We start from the raw sequence: 19968 nt of genomic DNA, 5'->3' as shown, positions 1-19968 counted from the left end.
GCTCCCGAGGTGCCGAAAGAGACCAACGACCCCGATTCCGCGACACCGGTACCGCCTGTTCGCCGCACGGGGCGTCGCCGCGTGACGACGGATGCCGTGGCCGGCTCAGACCCGACGCCCCAGCGAGCCGATGGCTCACCCGTAGAGAAGGCCGACGAAGACACGGACGTGTCGTGGGGCGATCCTTCTCCGCGGGGCAGCGACAAGAACGACGACAGGCTGAAGCTCGAGAAGCCGCCTCACTGGTGAGCGAGTCAGGCCTCTAGAGCGATCAGGCGGTCGGGTGCGTCGGGCCCGATGACGAGGCCTGCTGTTTGGCGAGCAGGTCGCGGATCTCGGTGAGCAGTTCGGCCTCGGTCGGGGGAGTCTTGACCGTCTCCGCGGGTGTGGGCTGCTGCTTCTTGATGAAGGCCACCTTCTTGAGGTGGTTGATCGGCAGCACGAAGGCGAAGTAGACGACCACGGCGACGATCAGGAATTGAATGACGGCCGCAAGAACGGCTCCGAGCATGATCTTGCTTTCCCCACCCAGGTCGATGACGAAGGCGCTCTCAAGGTCTTTTGCGTCGAACAACGCCCCGATGAGCGGAGTGAAGACGTTCGTGACGATCGCTGTGACGACGGCGGTGAACGCCGCTCCGATGACCACGGCGACCGCCAGGTCGATGACGTTACCGCGGAGAACGAACTCCTTGAATCCCTTGAGCATGGTGTGTCCCTTCGCTTCTCTATTTGGCTGAACTGCCGGATGCGGCCGGTGTCGACGATCCGCTGGAGGTGCCGGAGCCCGACGACGTCGACGGCGTTGCCGGCTTCGAGGATGACGACGATTCGCCCGATCCACTCGCCTTGCTCGTGCTGCCTGAGCTGGTCGAGCCCTTCGAGGTGTCGCTCGCGCGGGAGTCCGTGCGGTAGAAGCCCGAACCGTTGAAGGTCACGCCCACCGCGCTGAACACCTTGCGGAGCTTGCCGCCGCAGACAGGGCACACGCTCAGCGAGTCGTCGGTGAACGCCTGGTGGATGTCGAAGGCGTTGGTGCACTCGGTGCAGCGGTAGGAATAGGTGGGCACGAGGAGACTCCTTGAAAACGGTGGAACGGCGTGCCGAACGGCGCGGGTTAGAACGTGTGGATCTGCGTGGGGGTGACGACGCCGTCTACGGGCTGATCGTGAATCTCGCGGGGCACGCTCTCGAGGAGCTCGTCGTCGAAGATCACGGCGTAGACGGGAGGGCACTTCTGCATGCTTCCCAACGTCTTGTCAAAGTATCCCCGACCCCAGCCCAGTCTGACCCCGGAGGCGTCGACCGCGGCGGCGGGGATGATGATGAGATCGACGTCGTTGATGATCATCGGTCCGAGGATCTCGCCGACGGGTTCGGGCATTCCGAACAGGCCTTCGGCCTCGGATTCGCCATCACCATGGGTCCAGTCGAGCAGCCCGTCCTCCCTCGCGATGGGGAACAGGGTGCGGATTCCCTTCGCCTGCGCCCAGTTGAGAAACTCCCGGGTGTTCGGTTCGTGGGTGGCGGACAGGTAGCACGAGATGAATTGCGCGCCCGTGTCGGTGACCAGCTTCTGCAGGTTCCGGGTGAAGCCCTCGGTAGCGGACGCCCGCTCGACAGAGGTTCGAGTTCGACGTCGTTCACGGAGCTCGGCTCGCAGTGCACGCTTGATATTGATCGGGTCGGTGATCATCTAACCGATTTTAGATGCATGGATGTATCGGCGGTGTTTCGCAATCCGGCGCATCGACCGTTCGGCATTGGATACCCTTGCGGTTATGGGGACAAAGATCACAAAAGCCGTCATTCCTGCAGCCGGACTGGGAACTCGCTTCCTGCCCGCCACGAAGGCGCTTCCTAAAGAGATGCTTCCGGTTGTCGACAAGCCGGCCATCCAGTACGTCGTCGAAGAGGCAGTCAACGCCGGACTCGACGACATCCTGGTGGTCACAGGTCGCAACAAGCACGCGCTGGCCAATCACTTCGACCGCGTCACCGAGCTCGAGGCGACCCTCGAGTCGAAGGGCGACGGCAACAAACTGCGTATGGTCAACGAGGCCACGGCGCTCGCCGAGATGCACTACGTGAGGCAGGGCGACCCCCGAGGCCTGGGCCACGCCGTCTTGCGCGCACGTATGCACGTCGGGCACCAGCCCTTCGCGGTTCTGCTCGGAGACGACCTGATCGACGCGCGCGACGAGCTGCTCACCCGCATGATCGAGGTGGCGGAAAGCCGCACGACCACCGTCGTCGCCCTGCTCGAAGTCGACCCGTCCGTCGTGCACATGTACGGTGTGGCCTCCATCGAAGAGACCGACGACGATGACGTCGTTCGTATCACCGGCCTGGTCGAGAAGCCGTCTGCAGAAGACGCTCCGTCGAACTACGCCGTCATCGGCCGCTACGTTCTGCAGCCCGAGGTGTTCGATGTTCTCGAGAAGACCGAGCCGGGCAAGGGCAACGAGATCCAGCTCACCGACGCGCTCGAGACCCTCGCGGCCGACACCTCCATCGCCGGTGGCGTCTACGGCGTCGTCTTCCGTGGCCGCCGCTACGACACGGGTGACAAGCTCGACTACATCAAGGCCATCATCCAGCTGGCAAGCGATCGCGAAGATCTGGGCGGCGACCTGCGACCGTGGCTCAAGGAGTACGTCAAGGGCCTTTAGGTCCCCGTCGATCGACCACCACCCAGAAGGCATGACTGTCACCGCCGATGTTTGTTCCCACCCTGTCCGACGGACCGATCGTCATCCGACCCATCCGAGTGCGGGATGCGCGAGCGCTCGAGCGTGAGCTCATGGAGAACCGCGGCTGGCTGCGCAAATGGGAGGCGACCAACCCCCACGGGCCGATGTCGTTCGACACGCGGGCCAGCATCCGGTCCCTGCAGAGCAATGCCCGAGCCGGTTACGGGCTGCCGTTCCTGATCGAGTACAACGGCGAACTGGCGGGCCAGCTCAACGTGTCGTCGATCAGCTACGGCTCGGTGTCGTCGGCGAGCATCGGATACTGGGTCTCCGAGCGGTTCGCCGGCAAGAACATCACGCCGACCGCGGTCGCCTTGGCCTCGGACTACGCGTTCTTCCAGCTCGGCCTGCATCGCATCGAGATCTGCATCCGGCCCGAGAATGCCCCGAGTCTGCGGGTCGTCGAGAAACTCGGTTACCGCTACGAGGGTCTGCGTCGGCGGTTCATCCACATCAATGGAGACTGGCGCGATCACTTCTGCTTCGCCCTGGTCGCCGAAGAGCTCCCCGTCGGGGTGCTGCGGCGGTGGAAGGACGGCCAGGTTCCAGCGGGCGGCGGCTCTGTTCCGCTCGTCGACCGGGAGGCCGCGCAGCGGGCCATCGAGACGATTCCTCGCTGACCCGACGAATTGGTGCACGGGTGTTCGCGACACACGCTGCCAGAGGGCTCCAACCGGCTCTCGCTCTCATACCGTAGAGCCATGACAACGGACTGGCTGGGCGGAGGCCTCATCATCGCCGTCGCAGCGGGGCTGTGGCTGATCTACTTCATGCCGACTTGGTCTCGGCGCCGAGAGTTTCTCGCGACCGAGCGCAACGCGGTGCGACTGCAGCAGACGCTGCGCATCCTCGCCGAGACGAGCGAGGTGCCCGACGAGATCCGCGTGGCCACGACGGCTCGCAGCGTTGCCGAGCAGCAGCGCTACCTGCGCCAGGTCTCACAAGACGCCACACCGGTCGCCGTTCTCATCGCCGCTCGCATCAAGCGTTCTCGCGCCGTGACCAGTGCGATCTTCCTCCTCTCCGTCTCGGTGGCGGTTCTCGCAGGTTTCCAGATCACGCTCGCCGGTGCCTGGGTGGTCGTCTTCATCGGAGCCTCCGTCGCCTCTCTCTGCGTCGTGATGCTGGGCAAGCTCGCCCGTGCGTGCCGCAGCCTTCGTCTCCCCGCTCCTCGCCTCACCGTTCACGACCAGACGCTCGTCGACCATGGGGGATCGTTCCTCGAGGCGGAGCCCGTGCCGGTCGTCGAGGCCGTTGTTCCGAGCGAGTGGACCCCCATCCCGCTTCCCAAGCCCCTGTACGCGGCGCGCGTCTCGGCCCCCGGTCTGGCGACGGCATTGCCGTCGGTGGCCCGCGAGGTGTCGCTCGAGATCGAGGCAGACCTCCGTCGGGCCGCAGCGGATGCCGAGAACGCCCTGCGCGCGGCGGCCTCCGCCGGCCCCGCGGTCGCACCCATCGAGCTCCCGCTGGCCCCCGTGGCCGAACCCGTAGCGCCCCGTGCACCCAGCCGTTTCGCATCCATGGGCATCGTCGACACGACCGACGGTTCGCGCCTCGACCTCGACGAGGTTCTGGCACGTCGCAGGGCGGGCTGAGCACCCCGTTCGGTTCGGAGTCGCCGCCTTGGTCGTGATAGTCTTCCAAGGCAGTTCCGGGGCATTGGCGCAGTTGGTAGCGCGCTTCGTTCGCATCGAAGAGGTCAGGAGTTCGAATCTCCTATGCTCCACCAGAACAGCACGAAAAGGTCCCGGCTATAGCCGGGACCTTTTTGCTTGTGGCGGCAGGTCGCCGGCAGTACCCATGAATCAGGAGGGGTTCGTGGGGTCGCCGTGCGAGGTGGGGTTGATGGCCGGTGCTGTCGTGGTGGCAGGGCTCACGCCGGGGGATGTCGACGCTGCCGGAATCTCGGGGTGCTCGGTGTCGATCTGGCCGCTCGGTGTCGCCCCGTTCTTCAAGGCATCGAGACGCTGTTCGAGCACCACCTGAACAGGTAGCCGGTTTCCGTGTTCGGTCTCATAGTCGATCAGCTGTTGCACCTGTGGGTGTCGTTTGGTGTCAGGTTCCGGGGACCGGCGGGCCGGTGCGCCAGCGCAGGATTGCGGCGGCACTGGCTTCGTTGGGCAGCGCCACCGCGTCCTGTCCGTCGGGCACACGGAACGAGTCGGTGAAAAGGACGCGGGCGTCGGTCAGTAGAGCCGCGCGGCACAGAGCCAGCTGAGCGGGAACCGGACCGAGGATCCTCGCTCCGAGCGCGTCTTCCGGGGCAGATGCAACCCACGGCTCCGCATCGAGAGCCAGCGCTTGCTTCTCACGAAGCCGGTCGGAGTCGACGATGAGAGTGTCGACCTGGCCGGCTGCCAAGGCAAGAATGACGCCGCCGAAGTTCAGCTCGACGAGGTTGTCGCCCCGACCGTCGTGAAGTGCCAGAAGATCGAGCACGGCTTGTTTGTCGTCATTGAGGATGCGCTCGATCTCCTCATCGACGCGGTCGGGTAGAGCGGAATCCGTCGAGCCGTCGGCGCGCGTGTTCGTCGGCTCGATGGAGAGGATCGCCCGACTGGCTTCCGACAGCTCCTGTTCGAGAAGCTGACGTGCGCGAATGTCTCCAGCCACGACGAGGAGCCGCGGTCTACGGGTGCGAACGATGTCGTCGACCGTGCTCGCCAGCTCCGATTGAGTCTGTCTCCAGATCTCCTCGGCGTGGTTCTGCATGTGGTCGTGTCTCCACCCGCCGCCCTTGATCTTGTGGAGGGTGTCCGTGCGGCCTTGAACGTGGTCCTCCGACTCCGCCACGCGCGAACCCGCGCGAAACAGCTGTACCTCTCCGCCATCCCTCGCTGTCTCGACGGTCAGATAGGTGAACTCCAGAGGCTGGGCCTTCAGAAGCGGCACGAGGTCGGGCAGCGGCCCGTATGAGGTGATCTCCGGTTCGACGGCCAATCCGGGCAGAACCTCTTCGACGACGACGACACCGTCGCGCACCAAGACGAAGAGGCAGAACGGACTCGGGCCCGTCGTCGCCGTCGCGAGCACGTCGGCGACACAGTCCAGGTCTCTCTGTGGCGATCCTGCGAGAGCGAGCCGATCGAGTACCGAGGTGCGGCGCTCGTCTTGCACTCCGGGCGGATCGGCCGTGTCGACCGACATGTCGAGGTAGACCTGCGTGTACTCGGCATGGTCGCGATAGATGCCGGCGAGTGCAGAACTCGTCATCGTGCCCGTGTCAGACATATGAACCTCCAGTGGATCTTCCGTCTCTTCATCCTGATCTTTTCGGGGAGAATCTCTCGCGGGGATTGACTGGTTTCGATGACGCGGGTTAACGCCCCCTACCCGGGGGTAGCGTGGACTGAATGACGCGTCCACTCATCGCCACAGTCGGTCAGCTCAAGGCTTCGGGCCACGAGCAGAAGTCCCTTCGAGTCGAGATCCGCGACAATCTCCTCGCCGCGCTTCGAGAGGGCCGCGATCCCTGGCCGGGCCTGCACGGGTTCGAGGCCACGGTCATCCCTCAGCTCGAGCGAGCCCTGATCGCCGGTCACGACATCGTGCTGCTCGGCGAACGCGGACAGGGCAAGACCAGGCTCTTGCGCACGATGGTCGGACTGCTCGACGAGTGGTCGCCCGTGATCGAGGGATCGGAGCTGGGCGAGCATCCCTTCGACCCCATCACCAGCCAGAGCGTGCGTCGTGCCCTCGAGCTCGGAGACGACCTGCCCGTATCGTGGCGCTCGCGCGAGGAACGCTACGCGGAGAAGCTCGCGACGCCCGACACCTCCGTCGCCGATCTCATCGGCGACGTCGATCCCATGAAGGTGGCAGAGGGTCGCAGCCTCGGAGACCCGGAGACGATCCACTTCGGACTCATCCCGCGCAGCCACCGCGGCATCGTGGCCATCAACGAGCTTCCCGACCTCGCGGAGCGCATCCAGGTGGCCATGCTGAACGTGATGGAGGAACGCGACATCCAGATTCGCGGCTACGTGCTGCGCCTTCCCCTCGACGTGCTTGTCGTAGCCAGCGCCAACCCCGAGGACTATACGAACCGCGGCCGCATCATCACACCGCTCAAAGACCGCTTCGGCGCCGAGATCCGAACCCACTATCCGCTCGAGTTGGCCGATGAGGTGTCGATCATCCGGCAGGAGGCCGATCTCGTGGCCGAGGTGCCCGACTATCTCGTCGAGATCCTCGCCCGCTTCACACGCGCGCTGCGGGAGTCTCCGTCGGTCGATCAGCGCAGCGGTGTGAGCGCCCGCTTCGCCATCGCCGGAGCGGAGACCATCGCCGCGGCGGCCATCCATCGCGCCACGCGGCAGGGCGAACCGGATGCCGTGGCCCGGCCCGTCGATCTCGAAACGGCCGTCGACGTGCTCGGCGGCAAGATCGAATTCGAGTCGGGCGAGGAGGGTCGAGAGGATGAGATTCTCGACCACCTGCTGCGTCGCGCCACCGCAGAAACGGTGCACGGATACTTCCGCGGTCTCGATTTCAGGGCGCTTGTCACCGCCGTCGAGGAGGGTGCTGTGGTCACGACGGGCGAACAGGTTCCGGCTCGCGAGTTCCTCGCGGGGCTCCCGACGCTCGGCGAATCCGAGCTCTACGACCAGATCGCCGACCGGCTCGGTGCGAAGAGCGACGGTCAGCGCGCGGGAGCGATCGAGCTCGCCCTCGAGGGACTCTTCCTCGACCGACGCATCAGCAAGGCCTCAGGCGGAGGCGAGACCATCTATGGCTAGGGCGAATCGTCGCCTGACCCGCGCTTCCCGCTACGGCAAGTACGCGGGCGGACCTGACCCCCTCGCCCCTCCCATCGACCTGCGCGAGGCGCTCGACGCCATCGGCAACGATGTGATGGAGGGCTACTCTCCCGAGGCCTCGTTGCGGGAGTTGCTGCGCCGAGGCACCCGTGATCGTGCGGGACTCGACGACCTTGCCCGCCGTGTTGCGGAGCGCCGGCGTGAGCTCACCGCGAAGCACAACCTCGACGGCACGTTGAACGAGGTGAGGCGACTGCTCGACAAGGCGGTGCTCGAGGAACGCAAGCAGCTGGCTCGAGATGTGCAACTCGACGATGATTCGCGTGCCCTCGCCGAGATGCAACTCGGAGCACTATCGCCGTCGACCGCGGCGGCCGTCAAAGAACTCGGTGACTATTCCTGGCGCAGCACGGATGCTCGACAGGATTTCGAGCGCATCAAGGATCTGCTCGGACGAGAGATGCTCGATCAACGTTTCGCCGGGCTCAAGAGCGCACTCGAGAATGCGAATGACGACGACAGGGCGGCCATCGCCGCCATGCTCGCCGACCTCACGGCTCTGCTCGACGACCATGCACGCGGTGAGTCCAGCCAGCAGCAGTTCGACCAGTTCATGCAGACTCACGGCGAGTTCTTTCCCGAGAACCCGAGCACCATCGACGAACTGATCGACACTCTGGCCGCGAGAGCCGCGGCGGCCGCTCGAATGCGCAACTCGATGACCCAGGAGCAGCGCGACGAACTCGACGCGCTCGCATCCAGTGCCTTCGGCTCGCCCGAGCTGATGTCGTCGCTCTCTCAACTCGACGATCAGCTGCAGGCTCTGCGCCCGGATGCCGACTGGAGCGGGTCCGAACGCATGTCAGGGCCCGACGGTCTCGGTCTCGGCGACGGAACGGGCGTGTTCCAAGACATCGCGGAGCTCGACGAGTTGTCTGAGCAGCTTTCGCAGGGCTACGGCGGCTCGCGTCTCGACGACCTCGACCTCGACGCGCTCTCGCGCCAACTCGGCGACGAGGCCTCGGCGGATGCGCGCACCCTCGCTCAGCTCGAGAAGGCGCTGCGTGATTCGGGAACGATGAAGCGCGCCTCTGACGGAACTCTCAAACTGACCCCGAAAGCGATGCGGCTTCTCGGTCGCTCTCTGCTGCGCGACGTCGCGCAGAGACTGTCGGGGCGCCAGGGCAACCGAGACATCAGGCAGGCCGGTTCCGCCGGCGAGCTGTCGGGTGCCACTCGGGAGTGGTCGTTCGGCGACACGGAGCCGTGGGACGTGACCCGCACGATCACCAACGCCCTCTCGCGAACCGCGCGCGACGGCGGCGCGGCGGGGGAGGGCATCCGGATCGAGATCGGCGACGTCGAGGTGCAGGAGACGGAGGCGAGAACCCAAGCCTGCGTCGCACTGCTGGTCGACACATCGTTCTCGATGGCCATGGACGGCCGCTGGGTTCCTATGAAGCGCACGGCTCTGGCTCTTCACACGCTCATCAGCAGCCGCTTTCGCGGGGACGACCTTCAGCTGATCGCGTTCGGCCGAGAGGCTCGGGTGATGGAGATCGAGCAGCTCACGGGTCTCGAAGCCGAGTATGAAAAGGGCACCAATCTTCATCACGCTCTTCTGCTCGCGAACAGGCAGTTCCGTCGGCACCCCAATGCCCAGCCCGTTCTGCTCATCGTCACCGACGGCGAGCCGACCTCCCACCTCGAATCGAGCGGCGAGGTGTTCTTCGACTACCCGCCACATCCGTTGACGATCGCGGTCGCCGTTCGGGAACTCGAGAACTCCATGCGTCTCGGAGCGTCGACCACGTTCTTCCGTCTGGGTGACGACCCCGGGCTTGCCCGGTTCATCGACTCGATGGCGAAGCGGGTCGGTGGCAGCGTGGTCTCACCTGAGCTCGACGATCTCGGTGCTGCCGTCGTCGATTCCTATCTCGGCTCGCGCGACGGGTCGGGGTTCTGACCCGGGTGAATTCATAGCCCGCGTCCAGGGTCCTTACGACCGCCGAGCGAGGCTGCCGACTACTGTCGAAGTGGTGAGTGAGGTCGAGAGATGAGCCCTGAGCGTCGTAGCAAACGCGCTGTCGCGGTGATGATTGCGGGCTCGATGCTCGTCTCGGCCGGCGTCGTCTCGGTCGTCGTGCAGAGCGTCACCCACGGGTCCGACGAGCACATCCACATCGACTCCCGATCGGCAGCTCTGTCGGCGACGACCCCGCCGACCACGGCCCCGGGCCCGGGCACGGTGGAGGCCGCCTCAGAGCCCGGACCTGTGGTCGTGGCCATCGGCGACTCGATCATGGACGGCCACAATGTGAAGTCGAGCCATGCCTGGCCGCAGCTCATCGGCGCGGCCACGAATTGGCAGCTCACCGACTTGGCGGCCGACGGCAGCGGCTTCGTGGCCGTCGGTGACGATGGCGGCACGTTTCAGGATCAGGCCGTGGAAGCCGTCGACTTGAACCCCTCCATCGTCATCATCGCCGCGAGCAGCAACGATCTCGACGAAGACCCAGACGAGGTAGCCAGCCAGACCATGAAGACCATGAGCTATCTGCGCGACGAACTGCCCGAGGCGCGCATCTTCGCTCTGAATGCCTTCTGGGGAGACACCACCCCGCCCGACGAGCTCGGCGAGCTCGACGCCGACATCCTCGCGGCATCACAGGCTGTCGACGCCGACTACCTCGATATCGGGCAGCCTCTCGCCGGCCAGCCCGAGCTTATGCAGTTCGATGACATCCACCCCGTGTCGAAGGGGCTCACCGTGATTGCGGCAGCCGTGGCCGCGGCGATTCGTGAGGCGGGCTGACGGCCGATCATTTCAGCAGTCTCGAGAGCACACGGTCGGCCAGCGGCTTTCCGCCCGTCTGGCAACTGGGGCAGTACTCCAGAGTGCGGTCGGCGAAGATCACCTGTCGCACGGTGTCGCCGCAGACCAGACACTCCTGCCCGGCCCTGCCGTGCACGCGCATGGCGGTCTTCTTCTCTCGCTTGAGGTTCGCCGCGCCGACGCCCTCAGACCGCTCGATGGCACCCAGCAGAGTCTCGCGGGTCGCGTCGTAGAGTCGGGCCGCCTCGTCTGGCGTCATAGAGGCCGGCTTGTAGGGCGACATGCGTGCCACGTGAAGGATCTCGTCGGAGTAGGCGTTGCCGATGCCGGCGATCCGCGATTGATCGCGCAGCACGCCCTTGATCTGCGTTCGACCGGCGGAGGCGAGGATCTGGGTGAAGACCTCGAGGGTGAACGCGGGGTCGAGCGGGTCGGGCCCGAGGCGCTCGATCTGCGGGATCTCGTCGACACTCCGAACGATCCAGATGGCGACGCTCTTCTTCGTTCCCGCTTCGGTGACGTCGAACCCGGATCCGTCGTCGAGAACGAGTCGAGCCGTGAGGGGACCGGATGTCGGCCGGGTGCGCGGCGCAGGTTCGCTGTCGCGCCACCGGATCCAGCCAGCGCGAGCCAGGTGCATCACGAGATGCAGATCGCCTACCGAGAAGTCGAGGAATTTGCCATGCCGATCTATGGCCGTGATGACACGGCCGCTCAGGGCGGAGGCCGGAGGATCGAAGGTCTTGAGTGCGGAGAACGACACCAGATCGAGGCGCGCCATGGTTCGGCCGACCAGCCGTGCGCTCAGATCTGCGACGAGCGCGTGGACCTCGGGGAGTTCGGGCATGTCTCCAGTCTCGACCCGACCGCCGACAGCGGTCTACCCCGAGCCGCGCGGGGAGGGGCTAGCGAAAGTCGCGGGAGCGGCTCCGGGTCTGCAGGGGCAGATCCTCGAATCTGTCTGCGACGAGGTTGATGATTCCCTCCGGCGAGCGCTCGAGGATGCCCCGCACGACGAGTGCGGGCGCTTCCCTCGCTAGACGCCGGTACCGATTCCAGACACCGGTGCTGACGATCACGTTGAGCAGGCCGGTCTCGTCTTCGAGGTTCATGAATATGATGCCGCCGGCGGTCTGCGGTCGCTGTCGGTGGGTGACCGCCCCGCCCGCGAGAACGCGTCTGCCCGTCTCGGCCGTGGTCAAGCTGGCTATGGGAGACGCACCGCGAGCGGTGAGCGCTTCGCGCGCCTGGCTGATCGGATGGTCGTCGGGAGAGATGCCGGTCGACCAGATGTCGTAGGCCAATCGCTCGGTCGACGTCAACACGGGAAGCAGGGGCGGCTGAACGCTGACGGAGGAGCCCGCGAGCTGATCCGGGCGTTCCGCCGACGCCTCGCCGGCCTGCCAGAAAGCCTCGCGCTGGCTGATGCCCAACGAATCGAAGGCTCCGGCGGCGGCCAGCGCCTCGAGTTGCTCCGTCGACAGCCCCACCCGGCGTGCGAGGTCGGCGAGGTCGGTGAAGTCGCCCGATTGCTGTCGCTCGACGACGATGCGCTGAGCGAGGTCGGCCCCGATGCCGGTGACCGCGGCCAGGCCGAGTCGCACGGCGAAGCGACCGTCTCGACGGTGGGAAGCCGAGAGGTCGGGCGCCGCACGATCGAACGCGCCGACGGGAGGTTGGTTCGGATCGCAGCACTCCGCGCGGTTCTGCGTGTCGGCGGGGCCGACGGTGTCGAGTTCTTCGAGCGTGGCGTCGGCCAGAGATCGTTGGATGCTCGGCCGGCGTACCTCGACGCCGTGCCGGCGGGCATCCGCGGTGAGGGTGAGGGGTGAATAGAAACCCATGGGCTGGGCTCGAAGGAGCGCGGCCAGAAACGCCGCGGGGTAGTGCAGCTTGAGCCAGGCGCTGGCGTAGACCAGAAGGGCGAAGCTGAGGGCGTGGCTCTCTGCGAAGCCGAAATTGGCGAACGCCTGGATACGAGAGTAGATGTCCTCGCTGGTCTCGAGGTCGAGTCCATTTCGGGCCATGCCCTCGAACAGGGTCGCTTTCAACGACTCGATGCGCTCGACGCCGCGTTTGGAGCCCATGGCCCGGCGAAGCAGATCGGCGTCGGCGGCAGAGCATCCTCCGACCGCCACCGCCATCTGCATCAGCTGCTCCTGGAAGAGCGGCACTCCGAGCGTGCGTTCGAGGACGGGCTCGAGCAGGGGATGAGGATAGGTGACCTTCTCCTCTCCCGTCTTGCGCCGGATGTACGGGTGCACCGCGCCACCCTGGATGGGGCCGGGCCGAATGAGGGCGATCTCGATGACGAGGTCGTAGTAGCGCCGGGGCAGCAGCCTCGGAAGCGTGCCCATCTGGGCCCGGCTCTCGACTTGGAACACTCCGATGGCGTCGGCGCGGCACAGCATGTCGTACACCCCGGCCTCTTCTTTGGGAATGCTGTCGAGATCCCATTGCTCACCGGTGTGCTCCGCGACGAGGTCGAAGGTGTACTGCAGGGCCGCCAGGATTCCGAGGCCGAGCAGGTCGAACTTCACGAGGCCCATCCACGCGCAGTCGTCCTTGTCCCACTGCAGAACGGTGCGGTTCTCTTTGCGCGCGTGCTCGATGGGCACCACCTCGCCGACCGGGTTCTCGGTCAGCACCATGCCGCCGGAGTGGATGCCCAGGTGCCGAGGGGCCTTGAGAAGCTGCTGGGCCAGATCGGTCACCGCGGGCGGAATGTCGTGATCGTGCGTCTCGGTCAGGCTTCCCCATCGCTCGATCTGCCGTGACCAGGCGTCTTGCTGGCCCTGGCTGTAGCCGAGCGCTTTCGCCACGTCGCGGACGGCGTTCTTGGGGCGGTAGCTGATGACGTTGGCCACCTGCGCTGCGTTTCGTCGGCCGTAACGCTCGTAGACGTACTGGATCACTTCCTCGCGGCGGTCGGAGTCGAAGTCCACGTCGATGTCGGGTTCTTCTTCTCGGAGTGCCGACAGGAAGCGTTCGAAGGGGAGCCCACGCGCGATGGAGTCGACCGCGGTGATTCCCAGGACGTAGCAGACGGCTGAGTTCGCCGCAGATCCACGCCCCTGGCACAGGATTCCCCTGCCTCTGGCGAAACCCACGATGTCTTCGACGATGAGGAAGTAACCGGGGAAGTCCTTGTCTTCGATGACACCGAGCTCGCGTTCGAGCCTGTCGCGAGTCTCCGGTGTCGCATTCGGATAGCGCTTCTGCGCACCCCTTCGCACGAGCTCGCGCAACCAGCTGATCGGTGTGTGACCCGCCGGCACGTCGAGTTTCGGCAAATTCGGCCGCGCCGATCGCAGGGAGAACGACAGATCTGCGGCGATCTCGACCGTTCGTTCGACGGCCCCCGGGTAACGAGAGAATCGGGCGGCCATCTCGGCCCCGCTGCGCAGATGGGCGCCGGTGGAGGCCGGCAGCCAGCCGTCCATCTCGTCGAGGCTGCGGCGCGCGCGAATCGCCGCCAGGGCCGATGCGAGCGGATACGTCTCGGGACTCGCGAAGTGCACGTTGTTCGTCGCGATCACCGGCAGATGAGCCCGCGCCGCCAGATCAGCAAGGGCATCGTTGATGCTCGATGCACGAGGATCCCCGTGGTCGAACAGTTCGACCACCACATTGTCTCGACCGAAGAGGTCGATGAGACGGTCGAGTTCTCGAGCGGCCCCCGGCGCTCCGTCGCTCTCGAGAGCTCTTCTGACGGCACCCTTGCGGCATCCGGTCAAAACGAGCCACGAGTTCTGGGCCGCTCGCGCGAGGTCGTCGAGCGAGTAGACGGGGTGTCCCTTTTCGGCGCCAGGCGCGAGCTGGGCGCTCGTGATGGCGCCGGCCAAGCGGTGATACCCGGCTTCTCGTCGCGCGAGAACCACGAGGTGCTCGCCCTCGGGATCGGCGACGCCGTTCTGGGGGGCCCCGAGACCCAATGAGAGCTCGGCGCCGAACACGGTCGTCAGATCGATGCGCTCGGCGGCTTCGGCCATACGAACGATTCCATACAGGCCGTCATGATCTGTTAGGCCGAGGCCGGTGAGCCCGAGTCGCACGGCTTCCTCGACGAGGCGTTCTGGTGACGAGGCGCCGTCGAGAAAGCTGTAGTGCGAGTGCGCATGCAGTTCGGCGTAGGGGACGACGGTTCCGGAGGGTCTTTCGACACGGGCGCGCGGTTCGTAGGGCGCGCGTTTGCGCGACCAGGCAGGGCTGTCGCCCCCGTCGGCTCCGTGCGGGCGATCATCGTGCCGAGTCGTGCCCGATGCGAGGCGTTCGAAGTCAGACCAGGGGATCGGCGGGTTCGCCCAGTTCATGGCGTCTCGTGTTCAGTCATAGCGTGCCTCGGCCGCCCACTCGTGGTCTTCGAGGATCATCAGCCAGGCCATGCCTTCGGAATCGATCATCTGGAATCGCTGCGCGCTTCTGTGAGCGTCGGCGTCCCACCATCTCTGCGTGACCGGCCAAGGACCGGCCCACGACGAGACCTTCAGGGCGGGGGAGCGGTCGAGCGCGAGCCATGCTGGAGTCGCCGTGGTCATGCCTCGGGCGTCGACCTCGACCGGCTCGCCGCTGGGGCCACGCACGTCTGCCGGTCTCGGGTGGGCGAAGACAGTGGCAGGAGCCGGTGGCGGGATGCTGCCAGGCCAGGGGAGAGCGCGTTTCGACGTCGGGGTCTCGTCTCCCCAGGCGACGAGAACCTGCCTCTCGTTCAGAAAGCGACCTCCGCCGAGTGACGGAGTGGCGACCGCCCCGTGGCCGAGGATGCTGTGCAGTCTGGCGAGGGCATGGTGCACGCGCTCGTCGAGCGAGGTGCCCCAGAGGCCGGATTCGTGGTTGGCGCTCGCGTCGACTCGGGCGGGAGACATCTCGACCCGCTCGATCGGAGACGTCAGCCCGGCATTGCCGCCGCCAGACCCCTGAAGCTGCCAGCGCACGCGGTCGACCACGTCGGCCGCCGAGAAATGGTGGGGATGCGACCAGGATCGCTCTCGCCGCTCGCCGGACTCGCTCGTGACGGTGATGCGCAAGGCCGTGCAGACCAGACCGTTCTCGGCCAGCCGGTCGACCATCGACTCGGATGCTGTTCTGACGCCGAAAGCGATCTGATCGACACGATCGAGCGCGGGCTCGAAGATGACATCGACGCCGAAGTCGACCTCGGGCGTGTGTTCGGCTCCAGACAGCCTGTCCGTCGCGGATGCACGGGCGTGAGCTCGGAGTCCTGCCTCTCCGAACCTCGCCCCGACCGCCGTTCGGTCGAGTGCGGCGAAGTCGCCGAGGCGATGAAGGCCCAGACGACGCAGGACGGGAACCAAAGCGGTGTCGTCGAGCGTCGAGATGGGTTGAGCGGACAGAAACTGCCGGGTTGTGCCGACGTCGACAATCGAGAGGGGCGTGACGTCGTTCGTCTTCAGGGCTGCACGTTCGGCGCCGAAGACACTGTCGGCGATGCCCAGACGTGCGGGAATGTCGGCCCTCGCCAGGGCTTCGAGAATCGTCGACGCCGCGCGCTCTTCGCCGCCATAGAACCGGGCGGGCCCCCTGGCGCGAATGGCGCACAGCCCGGGTCGAAGAATGCGCACGCCGGGAACCAGATCTTCGAGCGACGCCACGACGGGTTCGAAGGCCCGGGCATCGACCTGTGGGTCGTAGGCGACGACCAGAAGCTGGGGGCACCTGAGCTGCGCCTCGCGAACAGCGAGGCCGCGCTGCACCCCCGACGTTCGAGCGTCACTCGAGCAGGCGAAGACGACGCCCTTGTGAATGAGCGCGAGCGGCTGATCGGAGGTCAGCTCGAGACTTCGTCGGGCGGCGATGACGGGCCAGTCGGGCAGCCAGACCACGAGAACACGGGCGTCTGACGATGTCATGGAGAAATCGCCGCCGGCACTCGAAGCCGCGACCGTCGGGGCGCGCCCGCGTTCTGCCCCTGACGCACCTCGAGTTCGAGGTGTCGATCGGCCAGGTGGCCGTGACCGGCGCCCAGGCCCGTCCACGACGACGAGACGACGCGGATCTGCGACTCCGACTGCGGCCATTCGCCGAGCACGAGCATCGTCGATCGGGTCTGCCGCAGTCGGGCGAGGAGCCGGGACGCTTCAGCGGAGGTGACCCGCGCGGGAGCCCTGACGATGAGCAGACCGAGCACATCCGCCATCGAGCCGACCGTCGACATCCACCGATCGCCCGGATCGGCGACCCAGACGAGCCGATCCAGGTCGATTCCCCAACCGGCCGCGGCCTCGAGCCCGAGATCGGGAACGTCGAGCACCCCGCACCATTCGCCGCTCTGCGACGCGGCGGCGACGAGGGCCAGGGCGAGCGAGGTCGACCCGGTGATCGAATAGACCGTTCCGCGGCGGAGACCGCGACCGAGAACCGCCCGCATCATCGGCAGCACGGGGAAGGCGTCTTCGTCGAGCCGCGTGGACTGCATCGAGCTGATGCGCGCCTGCAGAGCCTGCCTCACCGAGGCAGGAGACTCGAATGCCGCGACCGAACTCATTCTGCAATGTTCGAATATATGTTCGAATATGTCAATCGGGTCGCGAGTGTCGGTTAGGCGCTCGGCCCGGCAGAGGGCAGGATCGATACATCATGACCGTGACTCTTCCCGAGGCCGCCGACAACGACGACGCCACCGCCTCGGGCGACGGGGGCGAAAGCGCCTCCCTGCTGTCGCTCCTTCCCGAGCAGTTCGACGAAGACACGATCTTCAGTGCTTTCGAGACGTGGGCGAGCTCACGAGGCATCACGCTGTATCCCGCCCAAGAAGAGGCGGTCATCGAGATCGTCTCCGGGGCGAACGTCATCCTCTCGACGCCCACGGGCACCGGTAAATCCCTCGTCGCCATCGGGGCGCATGCCGCGGCCATCGTGCGGGGTCAGCGCAGCTACTACACCGCTCCGATCAAGGCGCTGGTCAGCGAGAAGTTCTTCGCGCTGGTCGAGGTGTTCGGGGCGGCCAACGTGGGCATGGTCACGGGTGACTCGTCGGTGAATCCGGATGCGCCGATCATCTGCTGCACGGCCGAGATCCTGGCGAATCTGGCCTTGCGCCATGGTGCCGACACCGACGTCGGGCAGGTCGTCATGGACGAGTTCCACTTCTACTCCGACCCCGAACGCGGCTGGGCCTGGCAGGTCCCGCTGCTCACCCTTCCCGACGTGCAGTTCGTTCTGATGTCGGCCACGCTCGGCGACGTCACCTGGCTCGCCAAGGACCTGACCGCTCGAACCGATCGCGAGACCGCCGTCGTCACGGGTGTCGAGCGGCCGGTTCCTCTGCACTACTACTACGCCACGACGCCCGTTCAAGAAACCGTCGAGGAGTTGCTCGAGACTCACCAGGCGCCGGTCTACATCGTGCACTTCTCGCAGCTCGCCGCGCTCGAGCGCGCTCAGGCGCTCACGAGCATCCGCGTTGCGACCAGAGAACAACGAGACGAGATTGCCGAGGTCATCGGGGGATTCCGCTTCACCACGGCCTTCGGTAAGACGCTGAACAGGCTGATCCGCTCGGGCATCGGTGTGCATCACGCTGGCATGCTGCCGAAATATCGTCGCCTCGTCGAGCAGCTCGCTCAGCAGGGTCTGCTGCGCGTCATCTGCGGTACGGACACGCTCGGCGTCGGAATCAACGTGCCTATCCGTACCGTGCTGCTCACGGCACTCACCAAATTCGACGGTGTACGGATGCGCCAGCTCAACGCACGGGAATTCCACCAGATAGCGGGTCGCGCCGGCCGAGCCGGATACGACACCGCCGGCACCGTCGTGGTGCAGGCCCCCGAGCATGAGACCGAGAATCTCAAGGCGATCGCGAAAGCCGGCGACGACCCCAAGAAGAAGCGCAAGATCGTCAAGAAGCGAGCCCCCGAGGGCTTCGTCTCGTGGGGAGAACCCAGTTTCCTGAGACTGGTCGACGCAGAGCCCGAGACCCTGTCGTCGAGCATGCAGGTGAGTCACTCGATGGTTCTCAACGTCATCGCCCGCGAGGGCGACGCCTTCACCGAGTTCAGGCAGCTCATCGAGACGAGCCACGAGCCCCGGGCGAAACAACTCGCGCACCTGCGCCAGGCGCTCGCCATCTATCGCACGCTTCGGACGGCCGAGGTCGTCACCCAGGTGCCGCAACCGGGCGGCGGGCCCGATCGCATCCGGCTCACCGTCGACCTGCAGCCCAATTTCGCGCTGAACCAGCCGCTGTCGCCTTTCGCGCTCGCGGTCTTCGACCTGCTCGACGAAGACAGCGAGACGTATGTGCTCGACATGATCTCCGTGGTCGAATCGACGCTCGAGAATCCTCGCCCGGTCCTGTCCGCGCAGAAGTTCTTGGCGAGGGGCGAGGCCGTGGCCTCGATGAAGGCCGAGGGCATCGAGTACGAGCAGCGCATGGAACTACTCGAGCAGGTGACCTGGCCGATGCCGCTCGAGCAGCTTCTCGGCGAGGCGTTCGAGGTCTACAGTGCCTCGCAGCCGTGGATCGGAGACTTCGAACTGAAGCCGAAGTCGGTGGTGCGCGATCTCTACGAGAGAGCGATGACCTTCGGCGACTTCATCAACTTCTACAAGCTCTCCCGCTCGGAGGGTCTCGTCTTGCGGTACCTGTCCGACGCCTTCCGCGCGGCACGGCAGACGATCCCCGACGAGGCGAAGACCGAAGAACTGCACGATCTCATCGAGTGGCTTGGAGAACTCGTGCGCCAGGTCGACTCGAGCCTGCTCGACGAGTGGGAAGAGCTGATCAATCCAAGTGACGATGGGGTCAACGTCGAGAATCCGGGCATCGTGCCTCCGGCACCGCGACTGCTCACCTCGAACGCGCGCGCCTTCCGAATCCTCGTGCGCAACGAGATGTTCCGCCGGGTTCAGCTCGCGGCCCTCGAGAACTACGAAGCGCTCGGCGAATTGGATGCGACGTCAGGTTTCGACGCGAATGCCTGGGCGAATGCCATGGACGGCTACTTCGACGAGCACGACGAACTGCTCACGGGTGCGGATGCGCGGAGCGCCGCGATGCTCATCATCGACGAGCGGCCGGGGGAGTGGTCGGTGCGTCAGATCTTCGATGACCCGGCGGGTGATCACGACTTCGGTATCTCGGCGACCGTCGATCTCGCCGAGTCCAACGAGCAGGGTGTGGCCGTTGTTCGCGTCGTCTCGATCGACAACAGCCCCCGCGTTCCCTGAGCCCGTCGCTCGTCGAGCGTGTCGAAGGGAGCCACTTCCGCGGGATTCCGGGGATGCGGGTGACGACACGCCCGGGCTGCACGCCGGTTTTGACGAGCGCCGAGTGTTTCCGTAATGTTTCCTCTTGTCACCCCACAGGTTCGGAAAGCCGAAGAGCTTCCGGCCTCAAGCGGGACCATCCCATAGTTTCAGATCAGAGTCTATAAACGACTCCGCATCTTCTTCTAGGATGTAAACCTCACCCTGTCGAAAGTCGTTTAGTTCGATTCGGTGCGCCTGATTCCGATCGGGTCGCTCGAATTGCTCGATTTGACAAGAACTTCAACAGGGTCTAGGTTTGAGAAGTTGCCCCGAGTTGAGGCTGCGCCGGTTGGTGTGGTGGATGTTCGGGTGCGTCCGATCTTTGAGAACTCAACAGCGTGCACTA

At 65.7% G+C, this 19968-nt stretch carries 17 protein-coding genes and 1 tRNA gene; 9 read left to right on the top strand and 9 right to left on the bottom strand.

Annotated elements, in window-relative coordinates; all coding sequences use genetic code 11:
- Positions 1-9 precede the first annotated feature (9 nt).
- A complete protein-coding gene (locus ASE64_RS06065; protein ID WP_055777620.1) occupies positions 10-249 on the top strand; it encodes a hypothetical protein in 240 nt (79 codons plus the stop codon).
- Positions 250-271: 22 nt separating this feature from the next.
- On the opposite strand, the gene mscL is transcribed toward ASE64_RS06065, so the two are convergent.
- Genes mscL through ASE64_RS06050 form a run of 3 tightly spaced genes read right to left on the bottom strand, consistent with a single transcriptional unit; the run spans position 272 to position 1696 of the window.
- Positions 272-709, bottom strand: a complete 438-nt coding sequence (mscL, locus tag ASE64_RS06060; protein ID WP_055777617.1) for a large conductance mechanosensitive channel protein MscL — start codon at positions 707-709, stop codon at positions 272-274.
- Between the two features lie 19 nt (positions 710-728).
- Positions 729-1070 carry an FmdB family zinc ribbon protein gene (locus ASE64_RS06055; protein WP_055777616.1) on the bottom strand — a complete coding sequence of 114 codons (342 nt, stop codon included), beginning with the start codon at positions 1068-1070 and terminating at the stop codon, positions 729-731.
- Between the two features lie 47 nt (positions 1071-1117).
- A complete protein-coding gene (locus ASE64_RS06050; RefSeq protein ID WP_055777613.1) occupies positions 1118-1696 on the bottom strand; it encodes a 5-formyltetrahydrofolate cyclo-ligase in 579 nt (192 codons plus the stop codon).
- Positions 1697-1781: 85 nt separating this feature from the next.
- On the opposite strand from ASE64_RS06050, the gene galU reads away from it, so the two are divergent.
- The 4 genes from galU to ASE64_RS06030 all read left to right on the top strand — a co-directional run bounded on the left by galU (position 1782) and on the right by ASE64_RS06030 (position 4482).
- Positions 1782-2672, top strand: a complete 891-nt coding sequence (galU, locus tag ASE64_RS06045; protein ID WP_055777612.1) for a UTP--glucose-1-phosphate uridylyltransferase GalU — start codon at positions 1782-1784, stop codon at positions 2670-2672.
- Between the two features lie 47 nt (positions 2673-2719).
- The gene (locus ASE64_RS06040) at positions 2720-3373 is read left to right on the top strand and encodes a GNAT family N-acetyltransferase (RefSeq protein WP_055777611.1); all 654 of its coding nucleotides are present in this window, start codon (positions 2720-2722) and stop codon (positions 3371-3373) included.
- Positions 3374-3454: 81 nt separating this feature from the next.
- A complete protein-coding gene (locus ASE64_RS06035; protein WP_055777606.1) occupies positions 3455-4348 on the top strand; it encodes a hypothetical protein in 894 nt (297 codons plus the stop codon).
- 58 nt (positions 4349-4406) lie between these two features.
- Positions 4407-4482, top strand: a tRNA-Ala gene (locus tag ASE64_RS06030).
- A gap of 76 nt (positions 4483-4558) precedes the next feature.
- Here ASE64_RS06030 and ASE64_RS06025 read toward each other — a convergent pair.
- Together ASE64_RS06025 and ASE64_RS06020 are read right to left on the bottom strand one after the other, a co-directional pair.
- Positions 4559-4789 (bottom strand): hypothetical protein, encoded by a 231-nt coding sequence (locus ASE64_RS06025; RefSeq protein WP_055777604.1) that lies wholly within the window; start codon positions 4787-4789, stop codon positions 4559-4561.
- Between the two features lie 19 nt (positions 4790-4808).
- Entirely contained in the window at positions 4809-5984 is a 1176-nt protein-coding gene (locus ASE64_RS06020) for a baeRF2 domain-containing protein (RefSeq protein WP_055777602.1), read from the bottom strand.
- A 122-nt stretch (positions 5985-6106) separates the two neighbouring features.
- On the opposite strand from ASE64_RS06020, the gene ASE64_RS06015 reads away from it, so the two are divergent.
- The 3 genes from ASE64_RS06015 to ASE64_RS06005 all read left to right on the top strand — a co-directional run bounded on the left by ASE64_RS06015 (position 6107) and on the right by ASE64_RS06005 (position 10328).
- On the top strand, positions 6107-7492 hold the full coding sequence (locus ASE64_RS06015; protein ID WP_055777599.1) for a hypothetical protein: 1386 nt from the start codon (positions 6107-6109) through the stop codon (positions 7490-7492).
- A complete protein-coding gene (locus tag ASE64_RS06010) occupies positions 7485-9479 on the top strand; it encodes a vWA domain-containing protein (RefSeq protein ID WP_055777596.1) in 1995 nt (664 codons plus the stop codon). Before ASE64_RS06015 ends, ASE64_RS06010 begins: the two co-directional genes overlap by 8 nt.
- A gap of 90 nt (positions 9480-9569) precedes the next feature.
- Entirely contained in the window at positions 9570-10328 is a 759-nt protein-coding gene (locus ASE64_RS06005; RefSeq protein WP_055777593.1) for an SGNH/GDSL hydrolase family protein, read from the top strand.
- A 7-nt stretch (positions 10329-10335) separates the two neighbouring features.
- On the opposite strand, the gene ASE64_RS06000 is transcribed toward ASE64_RS06005, so the two are convergent.
- Genes ASE64_RS06000 through ASE64_RS05985 form a run of 4 tightly spaced genes read right to left on the bottom strand, consistent with a single transcriptional unit; the run spans position 10336 to position 16854 of the window.
- On the bottom strand, positions 10336-11196 hold the full coding sequence (locus ASE64_RS06000; RefSeq protein ID WP_055777589.1) for an Fpg/Nei family DNA glycosylase: 861 nt from the start codon (positions 11194-11196) through the stop codon (positions 10336-10338).
- A 58-nt stretch (positions 11197-11254) separates the two neighbouring features.
- Positions 11255-14662: an error-prone DNA polymerase gene (locus ASE64_RS05995; RefSeq protein WP_055777585.1), complete on the bottom strand. Its 3408-nt coding sequence runs from the start codon at positions 14660-14662 to the stop codon at positions 11255-11257.
- 12 nt (positions 14663-14674) lie between these two features.
- A complete protein-coding gene (locus ASE64_RS05990; RefSeq protein ID WP_055777583.1) occupies positions 14675-16219 on the bottom strand; it encodes a DNA polymerase Y family protein in 1545 nt (514 codons plus the stop codon).
- Positions 16216-16854, bottom strand: coding sequence for a hypothetical protein (locus ASE64_RS05985; RefSeq protein WP_055777580.1), 639 nt, complete (start codon positions 16852-16854; stop codon positions 16216-16218). Before ASE64_RS05985 ends, ASE64_RS05990 begins: the two co-directional genes overlap by 4 nt.
- 92 nt (positions 16855-16946) lie before the next feature.
- Between ASE64_RS05985 and ASE64_RS05980 the strand changes: the two genes are divergently transcribed.
- On the top strand, positions 16947-19541 hold the full coding sequence (locus tag ASE64_RS05980) for a DEAD/DEAH box helicase (RefSeq protein WP_082465958.1): 2595 nt from the start codon (positions 16947-16949) through the stop codon (positions 19539-19541).
- Positions 19542-19968: the final 427 nt, after the last annotated feature.

The sequence above is a fragment of the Agreia sp. Leaf210 genome (genome assembly GCF_001421485.1).
GTDB lineage: Bacteria > Actinomycetota > Actinomycetes > Actinomycetales > Microbacteriaceae > Agreia.
Note: the sequence above shows the minus strand (reverse complement) of the source record. Positions and strands in the feature narration are given on the sequence as shown.